Below are 18166 nucleotides of genomic sequence, written 5' to 3'. Positions count from 1 at the left end.
CATTTATTACTTTTTCGAATTCTTCTAGATTAATTTTAGGATCGCATTATTGAGCGATAGCTATGAACACTAGAATACAAAAACCATTTTCATTGCACAACCTATTATTAGGTTGCATGGTTGTATTTCTATTTTTGCTTATAGGTAATCTAACCCTTTCAGCTCAAGATTCTAAAAGAGATACTCTTTTAAGTGAATTAGAAGAAATAAAGAAGTCTGCAAGCTTTAATTCCAATGACACTCTTTATATTAATAATCTGCTTGAACTAGCGAAAGAATATCGTTATCATAACTTAGATAGTTTAAAAATTTTAAGTGAAAAAAGTCTTGATGCAAGTAAAAAAGCTAAATTCATTAGCGGAGAAATAATTTCTTATCATTCTTTAGGAGGATATTACTCAGATAAAGGCAAGATAGATCAAGCGATTGCAAATTTCACAAAATCATATAATCTTGCAGCCGAATATGATCAAAACTTTTTAAAGGCTAGAACATTAAATGATTTAGCCAAAGAATATGGTTATAAAGGCGAATACTCAAAAGCCTTAAAATGGTATTTGGCTACAATAGAAATTGCAGAGAAATATGATTATAAAAATATCATATCAATTGTAAACGACAATATTGCACATTTATATCTTGAACAAAAAGATTATGAACAGGCAATGGTGTTTTTACAACGATCTAAAGCTATTCATGAAGACATAGGCAACCCCCTATTTTTGGCTGAAACTTTAAGCAATATCGCTTCTACATATGCAGATATGAACGAGTTAGAATATGCTATGTATAATGTCAATATAAGCATTGCAACCTTTGAAAAAGAAAAAATACTAGAATGGCTAGCCTACTGTTATGAAATAAAAGGAAAGATATATCTTAAAAAAAACAAGAATACTTGGGCCCTTTACTGGTATAAACAAAGCGAATTACTGCATCAAGAAATAGAAGATGATCGTGGTAAAATAGATTTATTGAATGGTATGACCGAAGCTTATTTAAATCTTGAAAAAGACAGTGTAGCTGAAGTATATGCCTTAAATGCATTTGACCTTTCAAAAAAAATAGGTCTTAGATCAGGTATAAAAACTAGCGCGCTCAAACTTTCAAAAATTTTAAAGGAGAAGAAAGACTTTGAAAAATCGCTATGGTATCATGAGCTCTATCAGGCAACATATGAATCACTTTCTGCTCTTAGTAACGAAAAAGCATTGAATATGCTTAAAACAAGAGTAGCATACGATCAGCAGAAGCAACAATTAATTCTTGATAATGAAAAAGCACTCGCTAAACAAAAAATATACATTTATATATTTATTGTAGTACTTATCATTTTCGCGATTATCACATTCTTGATTCATAGAAATGAGCAAGAACAGAAAAAATTAAATCTAGAACTTAGAAATAAGAAAAATGATTTAGAAGAGAAACAAGCGTATTTAAATGAATTAAACCAGACTAAAAACAAATTATTCTCTATCATAGGTCATGATTTAAGAGGACCAATAGGTGCATTTCAAGGACTTTTAAAATTATTTAAAGAAGGAGAAATGACAAAAGATGAATTCTTGAATTTTGTACCGAAATTAAAAGTAGATATTGATACTATATCATTTACCCTCAACAACTTACTATCTTGGGGACAAACACAAATGAATGGATCAATCACTAGACACTCTGTAACTAATTTAGATTGTATAGTAGAGGAAAATATAGCACTCTTATCTGAAATTGCAGAAGCGAAGTCTATTACACTAGTAAATAGAATTGAGCCTAATTGTCAAATTTGGTCAGATCCAAATCAAATAGATATTATTATTAGAAATCTTCTAAGTAATGCTTTAAAGTTTACACCTAATAACGGACAGATAATCATTGGTGCCATACAAAAAATTAAAACTTGCGAGATATACGTAAAGGATAATGGAATGGGTATGAGTGAAGATATTATTAGCAAATTATTCGAGAAAGACTCTAACCATACTACTTACGGTACCAATGATGAAAAAGGCACCGGATTAGGACTTTCGTTATGTAAAGAAATGGTCGAGAAAAACAATGGTAAAATATGGGTGCATAGTGCCTTAGGTAAAGGTTCTAGCTTTTACTTTACAATACCAAGAATACAAAAACGATATAAAGAATCTGCTTAAATTAAATGGTCAAGCGAATCGACCGCCACCATTCTTTCTACAGTAAAGCCTTCTGCATAATCAACTCCAACTAATCTACCTAAATCTTTAGCTCTATAGTGCACACTTTCAATAAAGGTTTTACTACTAATTGGCGTTTCTGGCTCATTGCTTTTAGGATCATGAAACTGAGATGTATATGCTAAAATAGCATCAGTTTTAGCTGTAATATAATCACTAATATCTACTACAAAATCGGGAGTAATATTCTTCCACTGAATATAATGATATACTAATTTAGGTCTCCATTCTTGCTGACTCTCCTCTCCTACTTTTGTTTCAATACGTCTTAATCCGCTTAAAAAACAAGCATCACTAACAAGCTTACTACCTTTACCATGATCTATATGTCTATCATCAATGGCATTACACAAAACAGTATTTGGCTTGTATTTACGAATCATTTTTATGATTTCTAATTGATGCGCTTCATTGTTGATAAAAAAACCATCTCTAAATCTTAAATTTTCACGTACCGCAACACCTAAAATCTCTCCTGCATTGGCTGATTCTTGATCACGAATTTCCGCTGAACCTCTCGTTCCTAATTCACCACGTGTTAAATCTACGATACCTACTTTTTTACCCAAAGCTATTTCTTTGGCAATGGTACCACCTGCTCCTAACTCTGCATCATCAGGATGCGCTCCAAATACTAAAATATCCAACTTCATGCTATGCTAATTGTAATTGATATAATTATTTTAAACTTTCTAAAGCTTGCAAAATATCTTGCTGTAAATCTTCAACCTCTTCTATACCTACAGAAAAACGAATTAAACCGTCTGCGATACCTTGTTCCGCTCTTACTTCTGCACTCATTAAAGCATGCGATGTTTGTGTAGGTGATATTACAGTACTCTCTACCCCAGCCAAACTCATTGATGGCTTTATTAGTTGTAATGCTTTTTGAAATTGAGAAGAGTTTAAATGAGAATTCAATTCAAAAGATAACATACCACCGAAACCTCTCATTTGTTTTTTCGCTAAATCATACTCAGGGTGTGTTGGTAAGCCTGGATAATATACTTTTTCTATATCAGGCAATTTATCTAAGAAATGAGCCATTACTAAAGCATTTTCATTCTGTGCCCTTACACGAATACCCATTGTTTTTAAACTTCTCTCTAACAACCATACAGTGTAATCACTAAGACTACCTCCAAAGTTTTTTGCCAATTGAAAGATTCTATCCATATACTCTGTGGTTGAAGCTACTGCGCCGGCACAAATATCTGAATGACCACCCATGTACTTTGTAGCACTATGAATTACGACATCAATTCCAAAATCTATAGGATTTTGATTTACCGGACTAGCAAACGTATTATCGATTAAAGTAATAATTCCGTGTTTTTTTGCAATGACAGCAACGGCTTCTAAATCGGTAATGGTCAATAAAGGATTAGATGGAGTTTCTATATAAATAACTTTTGTATTCTCCTTAATTTGGGTTTCAAATGCTTCGGCTCTCCAACCTTCGGTAAATGAATACTCGATTCCGTATTTGGAAAACTCTTCGTTCACTAAATTATATGTTCCGCCGTATAAGGTCTGTTGCAAAACAACATGATCCCCAGCATTTAAAAAAGCCAACAATGCTGTACTTACAGCAGCCATTCCGCTACCAAATATTAGTGCAGATTCTGCGTGCTCTAACGCCGCCACTTTTTTGGAAAGCCCTTCTTGGTTTGGGGTGTTAAAGTATCTAGGATACCGTTTCACATCAACATCTTCATAAGCATAGGAAGTACTCATATACAATGGAGAAATGGCTCCTTTGTGTTGTGTATCTTCTAATTCACCAACATGGGTACAAATAGTGTTCAAGCCTTTTTTATTCGAATTCATTTGCTAAAAGTTATAGAAAATAAAGGTAAGAAAATAGAATGTAAACAAACTCACTATCCTACATCTGTATGTTATCATTAAAACATTTAAACTTAGGTCTCAAAACTTGTATTAAACTTTCTAAATATTTGAACATACACAGATTTAGTTTTTAACTCATTACTATTCAACTATCAAAACTTTATAAAATAGAGTTCACAATTAAGAATTACGGAATACTTCAATCAAATTCCATTCAAACACATCTACTTTCACATTTTGTTTCTAGATTTAAACTTCAACACATCAAAACCTATATAAACTCAAACCCATGAAGAAGAAATACGCTTATGTAATTTTACTTGTTTTCGCTTTTTTAGCATGCAAAAACCAAAAGCCTGCAACTCAAGGATATCAGGGTCAGGGAAAAAGTGCCGTTGTTTCCACCTTATCTAAACCTGTTCAAAAACAATGGAAAGGTATTTGGACCTTTGATGACGATGCTACCTTCTTTAGTAATGATTTTGAAAGCGGTAGGTTAAATGGAATAACGTCTGACGGAAACAATCATTATACCGCACTAATTACAGCTGAAAACACTCCGGTAAACGTAAGTCCGTGGTATGCGTTTAAAGTTTGGTCAAAAACACCAAAGACCATCACTATTAAAATGACTTACCAAGATTCTCGTAGTAGATACTACCCTAAAATAAGTACCGATGGCGAAAATTTTACTCCTTTAGATAGTACAAATTTCACAGGCATCAATAAAGGCACCGGTGATTTTGGAATTAAGGCAGTACCTGAGATGGTAGAAATAAAAATAAATAGTAGCGAAGAACCAACTTACATCACTGCACAAGAACTATACGGATCCACAAGGGTGAAAAATTGGATTGATTCTTTAGCTGTCAAAGACTTTATTTCTACATACGAAATAGGAAAAAGTAGAGAGGATAGATCAATGAATTTAATGGAGGTCAGTACTAGTAAGCACAAAAAAGCAGTTATGGTCATTTCTAGACAACACCCACCAGAGGTTACTGGCTTTCTTGCGATGAAGTCTTTTATTGAAACTTTAAGTGGAGACTCGCCAAAGGCTCAAAAATTTAGAGAAAACTATGATTTATTTGTTGTTCCACTAATGAACCCTGATGGTGTTGATAATGGTAACTGGCGTCATAACATGGGGGGAATAGATTTAAATAGAGATTGGCAAGATTTCAATCAGCCAGAGACAAGAAGTGTTAGAGACTTTCTAGTAAAAAAAGAATCTGAAGGATATGAGTTTGTCTTCGGTGCAGATTTCCACTCTACATGGGACGATATCTACTACCCTATCGACACTACGATTACTGGTGATAAAGGTAAAATTATTTTTGATTGGATAAATAATATCACCAATAGATTACCTCAAAAGCATACGAATGTAAAACCTTCTACAACTATAAAACCGACAATGGTTTCACGTAATTATTTCTATGTTAACCACGGTATGCCAGCTATTGTTTTCGAGTTGGGTGATAATACTGCAAGAGATTTCTTAAAACAAAAAGGTCAAGTAGCAGCTGAAGAACTTATGGATTTACTTGATAGTCAAAATTAAAGACCTAGAAGTATCTTAAATAGCATCAATAAAAAAAAGCCTCATGGAATTTCCATGAGGCTTTTTAATACTATGTATTTTATCTTATTTACTATAATTAACTTTATATCTCCAATAGCTGATTCCGCCTAACACTAGTACTCCTGCAACTAAATAGTATATAAATATTGGTGTAATTACTTGCGCACCACTGGCATAACTATGCAGACCCACCAAGTAAAAGTTCACCCCAAAATAGGTCATCATAATACTACCAAAGGCTATGACACTCATAAAGTTGAACGTCCATTTACCTCTTAATCCCGGTACTAGTCTTGTATGTATTACAAATGCATAAATCATAATAGAAACCAGTGCCCAAGTTTCTTTTGGATCCCAGCCCCAATAACGACCCCAACTTTCATTTGCCCATTGTCCGCCTAAAAAGTTACCGATGGTAAGCATCACAAGTCCCGTGGTTAAAGCCAATTCGTTGATTATGGTCAATTCTTTAATATTAATTGCCATTCGTTTCTTATTCTTTTTGGTGGTCAACATCATCAAAATCAATGAAACTAGACCCAAGATCATACCTACAGTCAACGGACCGTAGCTACCAACGATAACTGCAACATGTATCATTAACCAATAACTATCTAAAACAGGCTGTAAGTTGGCAATAGAAGGATCTATCCAGCTTTGGTGCGCTATCCATAAAAGCATTGAAGTTACAAATGCAGATGCTGCAAATGTCATATCACTTTTACGACCCAATGCCCAACCAATACCCATGGTAGCCCATGCTACGTATAAAATACTTTCGTAAGCATTACTCCAAGGCGCATGCCCAGAAATATACCAACGCATAACTAAACCGGCAGTATGCCACAAAAACAGTAGTATAATAGTTCCTTTAAAGAAATATATTGCCACCCTCCAAATAGAACGATCTTTAAATATTTGGAATATTAAGGTGAAGAACATTAGCAAACCAACAAGCGCATAAAAACGATACAACCTATTGAAAATGTTAAGTTTATTATAGGTCACCTCAAGATCTACTTTCTGTTGCGATGGTAAAACTTCACTACCATGGTTAAGTTGATTTTGGTGAAAAGCACCTAATAATTTATCTGCAGCTGTATAGTCTCCATTTTGTTGCGCCTTACCCAAGGTCATTAGGTAATATGGCATAGCATTCTTTACAAAATTAGAATACAGTGAATCTCTAATTTCGTATTGTCCCCCTCTGTACTCTACCGCTGAAATCCATTTGTTATTCTCATCATCTAATAATGGAAATATCTTAACAACATCTTGCCCTAAAGCTTGATTTAAAAGACTCAATCTAATATTGGCATCTTTAAAATCTTGTTGAAACTTATTCGGATTTGTTGTTGCTGTAGCCTCTCTCAAAAACGGCTCTAATTTATATTGCCCTTTTTTATCGAAAAAATCTGTAGCCTTCACATATTCTTGACCTGATGGGATACCTATAACATTTCTAATACTATCGTTCTGCGATTTCTTATCTAACGCGATGAATTCCGTATTATACCAAACCGCAGGATTCATCATCATAGAAAGTAAAATCTGATCAGATGTATAGCCTAAATAGGTGTCTTTCAAACTTAGTTTACGAAGTAGTTCTGATGAAAATGTATTAATAGGCTTCATTCGTCCACCTTCATCTTGTATTACTAGCTTGCCAAATTTATCTGCATGCTCTTTACAGACCATACTAGCTTCCAGTAAAGAATCTATTTGTGTTTTACTTGGTGCCTGTTGATGACCTTCTTCTGGCGTATGTTGTTCTTGTGCAAAAGATGAGAATGAAAACGCCATTAGAACTGCGATAACACCGAACATTTTTTTCTTTTTGATTTTTAATTCATCTAAAGAATTAGCCAAGTCCTTAAAGCGAGTTTTACCAAAAAACATAATTCCCATTAATCCGATATATAAAAGAAAATAACCAATGTAGGTAATCCAAGTCCCCCAAAAATCATGATTAACAGATAGCGTTGTCCCTTTCTCATCTGGATCAAAGCCTGATTGAAAAAAGCGATAACCATCATGGTCCAAAACATGGTTCATAAATATATCATAATCAAAAGGTCTTTCATCCTCAATGGTCACCCTACTCATAAAAGATGCATACCCTTTTTCTGTACCAGGGTATTTCTCCGCTATAAAATCATTCAATTTAATACCGAATGGCAAATCATATACTTTAGATCCGTATCGGATAGAGAAATTAAGTCCGCCAACATTCACTTTCTTACTAAAATCAGAAGGTCCTTTACTACCTAATAACTTAATTTGTTTTGTTTCTCCGTTAGCAATTACATCAAAAACTATGGCGTCTTGGTCTATTTTAGTTTTTTCTGCTTCAGGTATTTCAACAATACCATAAGAACCTTGTGTTACAGAATCTGGAATAACAAACTGCATACCAGCAGTATTATATAATGAACGCAACACTAAGGGTTGCAAACTATCTTTCACTAAAACGCCTTGAAACTGATCAGCCATACGCATATAGTTACCATCAAAAGGAGAATGAATCTGATATACAGAATCTGTGGTCATAATATTGATGGCGCCGTCTGTATTATTATTTAATGCGAAAAGTACATTATGTATACTTGCCACCTTACCATCTTCTAAATAGTGATCATGACGTTCACCATCACCAGCCTCTACAATCTTTAAAAACTTCGTTCCATTAGAATCTGGCAATAAACCTTGCTTAGCTCCTTTTATAAATTCAACATAAGAAACTTCAAAATCTTCACCATTAAAATCGGCTTTCCATGGAAGGTTAGATTTAATAGCTTCTGGAGTAACGATCAAATCATCTTCTAATACTTTTCTTCGTGCCTCACCTTCAATTTCTCCATCAACATAAACTGTTAGATACGTTTTATCAGAATAGAATACTTTTTCCGTCTTTCCTTCACGTATTGGCATCATACCTTCAAAACTGATATAACGCGTTACAAAAGCTCCAATAATAATCAATACCCAAGATAGATGCAGAACCAACACAGGCCATTTCTCTAATCGTAGAAGACGGTATCTAGTGATATTACCAAAAAAATTAATTACAAAAAATACCATGATAACCTCGAACCACCAGGCATTATAAATCCAGATTCGTGCAGTTTCTGTACTATACCAGCTTTCTATAAAAGTACCGAATGCCATTGCTGTGGCAAAAACGATAAATAGAATGGACATTAAACGTGTAGAGAAGAATATTTTTTTGAACATTTCCGTCATGGAAGATAGGAGTTGATTTTCAAGATGCAAAAATAAGGTCTTTTCATCATTTACGGATGCCTTTTGCTGCTTTTAAAGTTCGTTGAAACTGTTAATTTTAATACAACAAGACTTCTATAAACTTTGTACTTTTGCTACATGATATCTGTCGTTATAGTTGGTACAGGAAATGTAGCTCAAAATCTTTATCAAGCATTTGAAAAATCAAATGATGTAACCATTATGCAAATAATTGGTAGAAACCGAGAACATTTGACGTTTGTAAAGAACAACATTGCTATTTCTACGACCTATAATGAGATCGCAGCTGCAGATATTTATATACTGGCAATATCAGATGACGCTATCAAATTAGTTGCTGAAAGTTTTAAAAATGTTGATGGAATAGTAGCGCATACTTCTGGAGCGACTTCTCTTGAAGCCTTACAATCTGCAAAACGACCAGGTATATTTTATCCTTTGCAGACCTTTACAAAAGGTAAGATCATATCATTTGATGATATTCCAATTTGTGTAGAGGCTACGAGTGAAGAAGATCTCCATTTATTAAAAAAACTTGGCAAAAAATTAAGTAATACAGTAGTTGAAATAGATTCTGAACAGCGAAAAACCCTTCATGTAGCAGCAGTATTTGTAAATAATTTTACAAATTACATGTATACGATTGGTTCTGAAATCTGCAACGAGCATAAAATTGACTTCAAACTATTACAACCCTTAATCAAAGAAACTGCAGCAAAGTTAGATATACTTACACCTTTGCAATCCCAAACGGGACCTGCAAAACGCGGAGACCAAAAAACATTACACAATCATTTACAAATCATAAAAGACAAACACCAACGGGAACTGTACACCCTATTAAGCAACGCAATTAAAGAGAAGCATGGAAAAGAGTTATAAAGAATATTTAAATGACATTACCACATTTATTTTTGATGTTGATGGTGTATTTACAGATGGCAGTCTTTTAGTTACAAGTGAAGGAGAATTGCTTCGTACAATGAATGTGAAAGATGGTTATGCCTTAAAAGTAGCATTAAAAAAAGGTTATAATGTTTGTATTATTACCGGAGGAACAAATGAAGGTGTTCGTACCAGACTAAGTGCTCTAGGAGTAACAGATATTTATATGGGAGCTCATTATAAGATGGATGCTTTAGAAGAGTATATGGACATCTACCATATTGATGCAGAAAACGTCTTATTCATGGGTGATGACATACCAGATATTCCACCAATGCAAGCCGTTGCCATAGCTGCCTGCCCACAAAATGCTGTTGCCGAAGTAAAAAGTATAAGTCAATACATATCGCACATAAATGGTGGTCATGGTTGTGTACGTGATGTCATCGAGCAAGTTTTAAAAGTACGTGGAGATTGGACGAGCCATTTTAGTGCTGCAAACGATTAGTATATGTTGAAACAAAAATTAAAAGAATATCATTTAATTCTCGCATCTGGCTCACCAAGAAGACATCAGTTCTTTAACGAAATGGAGCTTGATTTTGAAGTTCGTATTAAATCTGTTGATGAAGTATATCCGTCAGAATTAAAAGGAGCTGAAATATCTGATTACCTAGCTAAATTAAAGGCAGAAGTATTTAAACCAGATTTGCAGCCAAAAGACATTTTAATAACATCAGACACAGTTGTTTGGCACAATAATGAATCTTTAGCCAAAGCTGAAGATAATATTGAAGCTGAATCAATGCTTAAAAAACTATCTGGAGATTGGCATCAGGTAATTTCATCTGTATGTTTTACAACAACTGAACGACAGATAGTTCAGCATTCAATAACAGAAGTCAAGTTCAAGAATTTATCGGAAGATGAAATTCAACACTATATAAAGGAATATCAACCTTACGATAAAGCAGGTGCATATGGTATTCAAGAATGGATAGGACTTATAGGTATTCAAAAAATTAAAGGCTCATACACTAATGTAGTTGGTTTACCAACACAACTGGTTTACGAAACCTTATCACTATTGGTAACATAGAATAATTTAAAATTATGACAGGCATGACATTATTAAAACTAAACAAGGCAGTTTACAGCATTTTCGGATTGGTAATACTCCTTTCTAGCTGCAAAGAAAAACCTAAAAATAATAGTGACACTTTAGCTATGTTAACCACTGAAATAAAAACAGAAGCTCCTGAAAAAGAGCTTTCCCAAGAATTTAAAGATTATTGGTATAACGGTACTGCAGAAATCACCTCCTACAATTTAGAACAAGCTAGGTATGGTGAGATGAGAGAAGGCAGTTCTGTATTGATTTTTGTGACTGAACCATTTTTACCAGGCGCTCAAGTAAAGGCAAATAATAGCAATGAAAGCAACATTCCTGTCTTAAAATTGAATACTACCAAAAACTACATTACGGGTATTTACCCCTACTCTATTATGACGAGTACTTTCTATCCTGTACATGATAATCAACATGCGCTTAAAGTATCGTTTTCTGCACAAGAATGGTGCGGTCATGTATACGCGCAATTAAACAATAAAGATGATTTCAAAATTATGAGTCATTCTTATTTTGAATCTGAAGGTGATCAAGATTACCAAATAGAGAAAGCTGTTCTTGAAAATGAAATCTGGAATAAAATTAGAGTAAACCCTGAAAATTTACCAAGCGGTGAAATAAAAATGATTCCTTCATTGGAGTTTATAAGAACAACTCATGAAGAATTCAAGGCTTACAAGGCAGTCACTTCTTTAACTGAAAAAGATGGAATGAATACTTATGAAATTTACTATCCAGAGTTAGAACGTACTTTAAAAATTAACTTTGAAAACAAGTTTCCATATCTAATAGAAAGCTGGGCAGATACCTTTCATGATGGATTTGGCGACAATAAAAAAGTTTTAACTTCTAAAGGAACAAGAATTAACAGGATTACAACACCCTATTGGCAGCAGAAATCGAATAAGGATTTATCTTTGCGCGATAGTTTAGGGTTATAGTATATGAAAGAATTTATTAATGGGCATTATAATGAGTTAATATATAGTCTCATTGTTTTAATTGTTATTCTAGTTTTAAAATTTTTATTCACCACAGCGATAAGAAAGGTTAGTAAGCTCAGTGATTATAATCCTGTACGTACAAATCTAATACTCAAGTTTACAAATATTGCGCTAACTATTATCGCAGTTGTAGTTTTAACCCTGGTTTGGAGTGTAAACTACAGAGATTTAGGCGTTATGCTATCATCGGTTTTCGCTGTAATTGGTGTAGCATTATTTGCCCAATGGTCTATATTAAGTAACATCACCGCAGGTGTTATCATCTTCTTTTCATTCCCTTTTAAAATAGGTAATACGATACGTATTTTAGATAAAGAATTACTTGACCCGAACAATACCGATTTAGATAAATTTGTAATAGAAGATATTAGAGCTTTCCATTTACATTTAAGAAGAAGTAACGGTGAGATTTTAACCTACCCAAATAACCTTGTACTTCAAAAAGGAGTAATACTAATATCTACTTACCAACAAGGTGAATTTTTAAATACAGAAGAAGAGGAAGAACAAATTTTTTGATTCTGTTAAAGAAGTCGTAAAAAAGCAAGCTTAGGTACTAATCTTATTATATTTGAAATTACTACCAAAACCAACTTAAAATGCGATATTTATTTGGGTTAATAACCTGCAGTATCTTTGTACTCGGTACCCTGAAAGCCCAAACCCCCAAGAACAGTTCTGCAACCGACATTTACCACTCTATTGAAAAGCTTAATTTTTTAGGTACCGCACTTTATATAGCTGCACACCCAGACGATGAAAACACCCGCTTAATATCATATCTATCTAACAACGTTAAAGCAAGAACTGGTTATTTATCTCTTACCAGAGGCGATGGAGGTCAGAATTTAATTGGTCCAGAATTACGTGAACTTTTAGGAGTACTACGAACACAAGAATTACTTGCAGCAAGAAGAGTTGACGGTGGTGAACAATTTTTTAGTCGCGCTAATGATTTTGGTTACTCAAAACAACCAAGTGAAACTCTAAAAATTTGGGACAAAGAAGCCATTCTTGGTGATGTGGTTAGAACTATTCGTAAATTTAAGCCAGATGTAATTATCAATAGATTCGATCATAGATCGCCAGGTACAACACATGGTCATCACACCTCTTCGGCAATGTTAAGTTTCGAGGCATTCGACCTAGCAAATGATTCTAATGCCTACCCAGAACAATTATCATCAACAAACACTTGGCAACCTAAACGATTATTTTTCAATACATCGTGGTGGTTTTATGGTAGCCAAGAAAAATTTAAAGCGGCAGATAAAACTAATCTTTTACATATGGATGTAGGCACCTACTACCCTATGTTAGGCATGTCTAATAACGAAATAGCTTCATTAGCTAGCAGTCAGCACTTATGCCAAGGTTTTGGAAGACTAAGCTCTAGAGGCACAGAAGATGAATACGTTGAATTGTTAAAAGGCGATTTACCAAAAGACAAGTCAAACCTTTTTGATGGTATCGATACTAGTTGGTCTAGAATTGATGGAGGAAAAGCTATCGGTGAAATTCTTTACGATGTACAGGATAATTTTAATTTCAAAAACCCTACATCACATTTACCAAAATTGCTTGAAGCGTATCAGTTATTACAAAATGTATCTGATGAGCATTGGAAAAATTTGAAAACAGAAGAATTAACTACAATCATTTCAGCTATTACTGGATTGCATTTAGAAGCTTTTACGAAAACGGGGTATACAAATCCTAGTCAAAACGTCGATGTTCAAATTCAAGCATTGAATAATAGTGATATTAATATTGAAATAAAATCAATATTTCTAAATGACCAGAATAGTAACATTGACAATATTGTTTTAAACAATAATGAATTGTTTGAAAAGAAAGTTGAATTAAATATTCCGGCTTCCACAGATTTCACTAGTCCATATTGGTTAATGGAAAAAGGAACTTTAGGAACGTATACCGTCAAGAATAACGACTTAATAGGCAAACCAGAAACACCACGAGCATTTAATGCTACTTTTAATTTAAACATAAACGGTGTTTTAGTTCCTATAATCAGACCTGTCGTTTATAAATATGCAAAACCCGATAAAGGAGAAATTTATCAACCTTTTGAAGTGGTACCAGAGGCAACAGCAAGCTTTACCGATAAGGTTTTAATATTTGCCGATGCATCACAAAAAAGAATTCCCGTTACTATTAAGGCTCACAAAGACAGTATCTCTGGTACAGTTGAGTTAAAATACGGCATAGGGTGGCAAGTTGATAAAAAATCGCAACCATTCTCAATCAACAAAAAAGGCGATGAGCAAACAGTATATTTTACGTTGAGTCCGCCAGCTACCGAGAACGAAAGTAGCATCTCCCCTATCATAAAACTAAATGGTAACGAAATTACCAAAGAGTTGGTGACCATAGCTTATGACCATGTACCGACGCAAACTGTTTTACTACCTTCAGAAACCAAAGTAGTTCGATTAAACATCCAGAAAGCAGGAGAAAATATAGGTTATATTATGGGTGCTGGAGATGAAGTACCTACGAGTTTAGAACAAATAGGATACAATGTTCAACTAATTGACCCTACAACCATCACAAAAGAATCATTAAAAAAATATGATGCTGTTGTTTTAGGTATTAGAGCATATAACGTAGTAGATGAACTAAAATTTAAGCAACGATTTATTCTAGATTACGCTAAAAATGGCGGTACAGTAATTGTGCAATATAACACTGCTAGCAGATGGGGTTCTCAATTTGAAAACATAGCGCCTTATGACCTAGAAATTTCACGAGACCGTGTAACGAATGAAAATTCTGAAGTAGAGATAATTGCAAAAGATAATTCACTTGTACATTTTCCGAATGAAATCAGCGAGAGTGATTTTGACGGTTGGGTTCAAGAACGAGGATTGTACTTTCCTAATAAATGGAGCGCAGAATTCACACCTGTATTAGAAATGCATGATGATGGAGAAGAATCAACAAAAGGTAGTCTTTTAATTGCCCCGTATGGAAAGGGAAACTATATTTATACCGGACTGAGCTTTTTTAGAGAATTACCGGTTGGTGTTCCTGGAGCTTACAAGCTATTTTCTAATATGCTTTCTGTTGGAAAAGATAAAGTTGAAACAAAAGCCAAAATCAAAGGATGAGCAACGAACGGGATGAAAATAAAACTTGGAAAAAAGAGTACACCATAGTGTTGGTACTCAATCTCATATATGTTCTTATTTTCTATTACGTAATGACGTCATTTAATTAATATGGAAGGATTAGATTGGATTATTCTTGCCAGCACACTTCTTTTTATTGTAGTTTATGGAGTCTGGAAAACCAAAGGAAGTAAAAACGTAGATGATTACGTTCGTGGTGGTAGTGATTCTAAATGGTGGACAATAGGTCTATCAGTTATGGCTACACAAGCTAGTGCAATAACCTTTTTATCTACCCCGGGTCAAGCCTTTCATGATGGTATGGGCTTTGTTCAGTTCTATTTTGGACTCCCCTTTGCCATGATTATCATTTGTATGGTATTTATTCCACTTTACCATAAGATGAAGGTATATACCGCCTATGAATTTTTAGAAGGTCGTTTTGATCTTAAAACTCGTTCTTTAGCAGCAATACTATTTTTAATTCAAAGAGGACTAGCTGCAGGTATTACCATTTTTGCTCCTTCAATAATTTTATCTGCAGTACTTGGTTGGGACTTACGCACACTAAATATTATTCTTGGTTCTCTAGTAATTATTTATACCGTGTCTGGTGGAACAAAAGCTGTGAGTGTCACTCAAAAACAGCAGATGTTCATTATCATGACAGGTATGTTCATCACCTTCTTTTTTATATTAGGATACCTACCTTCTGATATTACCTTTAGTAAAGCAATGAAAATTGCTGGTGCCAGTAATAAATTAGAAATACTGAATTTTGATTTAGATACTTCCAGTAGATACACATTCTGGAGTGGTATAACAGGCGGACTGTTCTTGTTCCTAGCCTATTTCGGTACAGATCAAAGTCAGGTACAGCGTTATTTATCTGGTAAATCTGTAAGAGAAAGTCAATTAGGTCTTATTTTCAATGCTGTTCTTAAAATACCTATGCAGTTCTTTATTCTTTTGGTGGGTGTAATGGTATTTGTCTTTTATCAATACAATCCGTCACCATTAAATTTTAATCCATCTGCTACACAGGCAGTAATGGAGTCAAGTTATGCTGATGACTACAAGCTACTCCAAAAAGGACAAATTGAACTAGAAGCAGAAAAAAGAATTGCTCAAAACAAATTTTCTGCAGCTTTAGAGATAAAAGAATATACAGCAGTTGAAGAAGCTAAAAAGCAAATTATACGCATTAACCATAAAGATAGCACCAATAGAATAGCTGCAAAAGCTTTAATTAGTCAAGCCAATGATGCGGTTGAAACTAACGATAAAGATTATGTCTTTATCCACTTCATACTAAATAATTTACCCACAGGTTTAGTAGGGCTGTTATTAGCCGTGATTTTATCTGCGGCAATGTCATCAACAGCTTCAGAGTTAAATGCACTAGGTACTATTACCGCTTTAGATTTATATAAGCGTAATAGAGCAAGCGAAAATCTTTCAGAAGAGCATTATGTAAAAGCCTCTAAGTTCTTCACTTTAATTTGGGGAATTATAGCCATATTAATTGCCTGTGTGGCAAACCTATTTGACAATTTAATTCAATTAGTAAATATCATTGGTAGTATTTTCTATGGTAATGTTTTAGGTATATTTTTAATCGCATTTTTCTTTAAGTTTATAAAAGGTAATGCCGTTTTCTTTGCTGCATTAGTTACACAAATTATTATTTGTATTATCTATTATTATCTAATTCATATTTACCCTTCTGGTCAAGAAAAATTAGGATATCTATGGCTTAACTTTTTTGGTGCGGCATTAGTTATTATAATATCATTTATATTTGAAGCCTTTGACCGTATGCTTAAAAAGCCTTTACCTACAACCTAAGAACAATAACTTTTCAAAAAAACTGATGGTACATAAACAAGTAGCGTCTTATTTTATTGAACAATACAAGAATACACCTACGCTTATTAAAGCTCCGGGACGAATTAATATAATTGGTGAACATACTGATTATAATGAAGGTTTGGTACTACCTGCTTCTATAGAAAAAGGGATTTATTTTGCTGTTTCTGGCAATGACCTTAATAGTATTCAGATTGAAACTTTTTTAACCCAGCCAGAGAAAATTGTATTCCAAATAAATGGCGAGCATCAAAAATTTGAATCTTTTTGGGGTAACTATTTTAAGGCTATTATTGAAATTCTAGTTGCTAAAAACTATCCTTTAAAAGGAATGGATTGTGTTTTTGGTGGAGATATTCCTATTGGATCAGGTCTCTCTTCTTCTGCCGCATTGTGTTGTGGTTTTATTTATGCCCTTACTAAAGTATCAGGAAAAGAGATTTCAAGAGAAGAAATTGCTTTAATCGCACAAGAAGCAGAACATAAAATTGGACTCAATTGCGGATTAATGGATCAATATGCAGTGCTCTTTGGAAAAAAGGGAAATGCATTTTTCTTAGACTGTAAAGATTTGAGTCATACCTACATTCCTATTAATCTAGATGGTTATAGTTGGGTACTGGTAAATTCTAATATAAAACACAATTTAGCTGTTGATTCTGAATACAACAAGCGTCGCGTTTCTTGCGAAAATATTGTAAAAGAGGTTCAGAAATATAGACCTGAAATCACGTCGTTACGCGATGTTACGTTAGAAGATTTACAAAAAGTTACCAACCTTGCTAATGTTATCGATATTAAGCGCGTAAATTATATTATCGAAGAAAATAATCGCGTTCGCAAAATGATAAAGGTTTTATCTGCTGGCGATGCTAATGCCGTTGGTGCTGTACTTAAAGAAGGTCATTGGGCTATGTCTACGCAATATCAAATAACCACAAGCGAATTAGATGCTTTGGTTAAAATTGGTGAAAGTTTAGATGGTGTGCTTGGTTCTAGAATGATGGGTGGCGGCTTTGGTGGCTGCACGATTAATCTAATGAAGACAGAAAAACTAGATAACAATATAAAATCTTTGCTAGAACAATATAAGAAACAAACTGGTATCGATGCTGAATACTACCATTTGGATATTGATGACGGGGTAAAAGTATTTGAATAAAATGCTACATATTTTCCATAAAAAAAGTCCGTGTTTTATAACACGGACTTTTTTAGTTTTATAAAGATTCTAA

At 33.9% G+C, this 18166-nt stretch carries 13 protein-coding genes; 10 read left to right on the top strand and 3 right to left on the bottom strand.

Annotated features, from left to right (window positions below; all coding sequences use genetic code 11):
* The first annotated feature begins 62 nt into the window (after positions 1-62).
* Entirely contained in the window at positions 63-2153 is a 2091-nt protein-coding gene (locus Q0871_RS00325; RefSeq protein WP_299316887.1) for a tetratricopeptide repeat-containing sensor histidine kinase, read from the top strand.
* On the opposite strand, the gene bshB1 is transcribed toward Q0871_RS00325, so the two are convergent.
* Together bshB1 and Q0871_RS00315 are read right to left on the bottom strand one after the other, a co-directional pair.
* On the bottom strand, positions 2150-2866 hold the full coding sequence (gene bshB1 / locus Q0871_RS00320; protein ID WP_299316884.1) for a bacillithiol biosynthesis deacetylase BshB1: 717 nt from the start codon (positions 2864-2866) through the stop codon (positions 2150-2152). The genes Q0871_RS00325 and bshB1 overlap by 4 nt on opposite strands.
* Positions 2867-2891: 25 nt before the next feature.
* Positions 2892-4043 (bottom strand): PLP-dependent aspartate aminotransferase family protein, encoded by a 1152-nt coding sequence (locus Q0871_RS00315; RefSeq protein ID WP_299316881.1) that lies wholly within the window; start codon positions 4041-4043, stop codon positions 2892-2894.
* Positions 4044-4353: 310 nt separating this feature from the next.
* Between Q0871_RS00315 and Q0871_RS00310 the strand changes: the two genes are divergently transcribed.
* A complete protein-coding gene (locus Q0871_RS00310; protein WP_299316879.1) occupies positions 4354-5628 on the top strand; it encodes a M14 family metallopeptidase in 1275 nt (424 codons plus the stop codon).
* An 84-nt stretch (positions 5629-5712) separates the two neighbouring features.
* Here Q0871_RS00310 and ccsA read toward each other — a convergent pair whose 3' ends face one another.
* Positions 5713-8892 carry a cytochrome c biogenesis protein gene (gene ccsA, locus Q0871_RS00305; protein ID WP_299316876.1) on the bottom strand — a complete coding sequence of 1060 codons (3180 nt, stop codon included), beginning with the start codon at positions 8890-8892 and terminating at the stop codon, positions 5713-5715.
* A 138-nt stretch (positions 8893-9030) separates the two neighbouring features.
* On the opposite strand from ccsA, the gene Q0871_RS00300 reads away from it, so the two are divergent.
* The 8 genes from Q0871_RS00300 (at position 9031) to galK (ending at position 18093) form a co-directional block, all read left to right on the top strand.
* Positions 9031-9795, top strand: coding sequence for a Rossmann-like and DUF2520 domain-containing protein (locus Q0871_RS00300; RefSeq protein ID WP_299316874.1), 765 nt, complete (start codon positions 9031-9033; stop codon positions 9793-9795).
* Positions 9779-10306 carry an HAD family hydrolase gene (locus tag Q0871_RS00295; RefSeq protein WP_299316872.1) on the top strand — a complete coding sequence of 176 codons (528 nt, stop codon included), beginning with the start codon at positions 9779-9781 and terminating at the stop codon, positions 10304-10306. Before Q0871_RS00300 ends, Q0871_RS00295 begins: the two co-directional genes overlap by 17 nt.
* 3 nt (positions 10307-10309) lie before the next feature.
* Positions 10310-10897, top strand: coding sequence for a Maf family nucleotide pyrophosphatase (locus tag Q0871_RS00290; protein ID WP_299316869.1), 588 nt, complete (start codon positions 10310-10312; stop codon positions 10895-10897).
* Between the two features lie 23 nt (positions 10898-10920).
* Positions 10921-11868, top strand: coding sequence for a septum formation inhibitor Maf (locus Q0871_RS00285; RefSeq protein ID WP_299316867.1), 948 nt, complete (start codon positions 10921-10923; stop codon positions 11866-11868).
* Between the two features lie 3 nt (positions 11869-11871).
* Positions 11872-12450 (top strand): mechanosensitive ion channel domain-containing protein, encoded by a 579-nt coding sequence (locus tag Q0871_RS00280; RefSeq protein WP_299316865.1) that lies wholly within the window; start codon positions 11872-11874, stop codon positions 12448-12450.
* An 80-nt stretch (positions 12451-12530) separates the two neighbouring features.
* Complete coding sequence (locus tag Q0871_RS00275; RefSeq protein WP_299316864.1) at positions 12531-15062, top strand: PIG-L family deacetylase; 2532 nt, start codon at positions 12531-12533, stop codon at positions 15060-15062.
* A gap of 111 nt (positions 15063-15173) precedes the next feature.
* Positions 15174-16910, top strand: a complete 1737-nt coding sequence (locus Q0871_RS00270; RefSeq protein ID WP_299316861.1) for a sodium:solute symporter — start codon at positions 15174-15176, stop codon at positions 16908-16910.
* A 25-nt stretch (positions 16911-16935) separates the two neighbouring features.
* On the top strand, positions 16936-18093 hold the full coding sequence (galK, locus tag Q0871_RS00265; protein WP_299316859.1) for a galactokinase: 1158 nt from the start codon (positions 16936-16938) through the stop codon (positions 18091-18093).
* The last annotated feature ends 73 nt before the right edge of the window (positions 18094-18166 follow it).

Source organism: uncultured Maribacter sp., assembly GCF_947500985.1.
Taxonomy (GTDB): Bacteria; Bacteroidota; Bacteroidia; order Flavobacteriales; family Flavobacteriaceae; genus Maribacter.
This window is presented reverse-complemented; position numbering and strand designations above follow the sequence as displayed.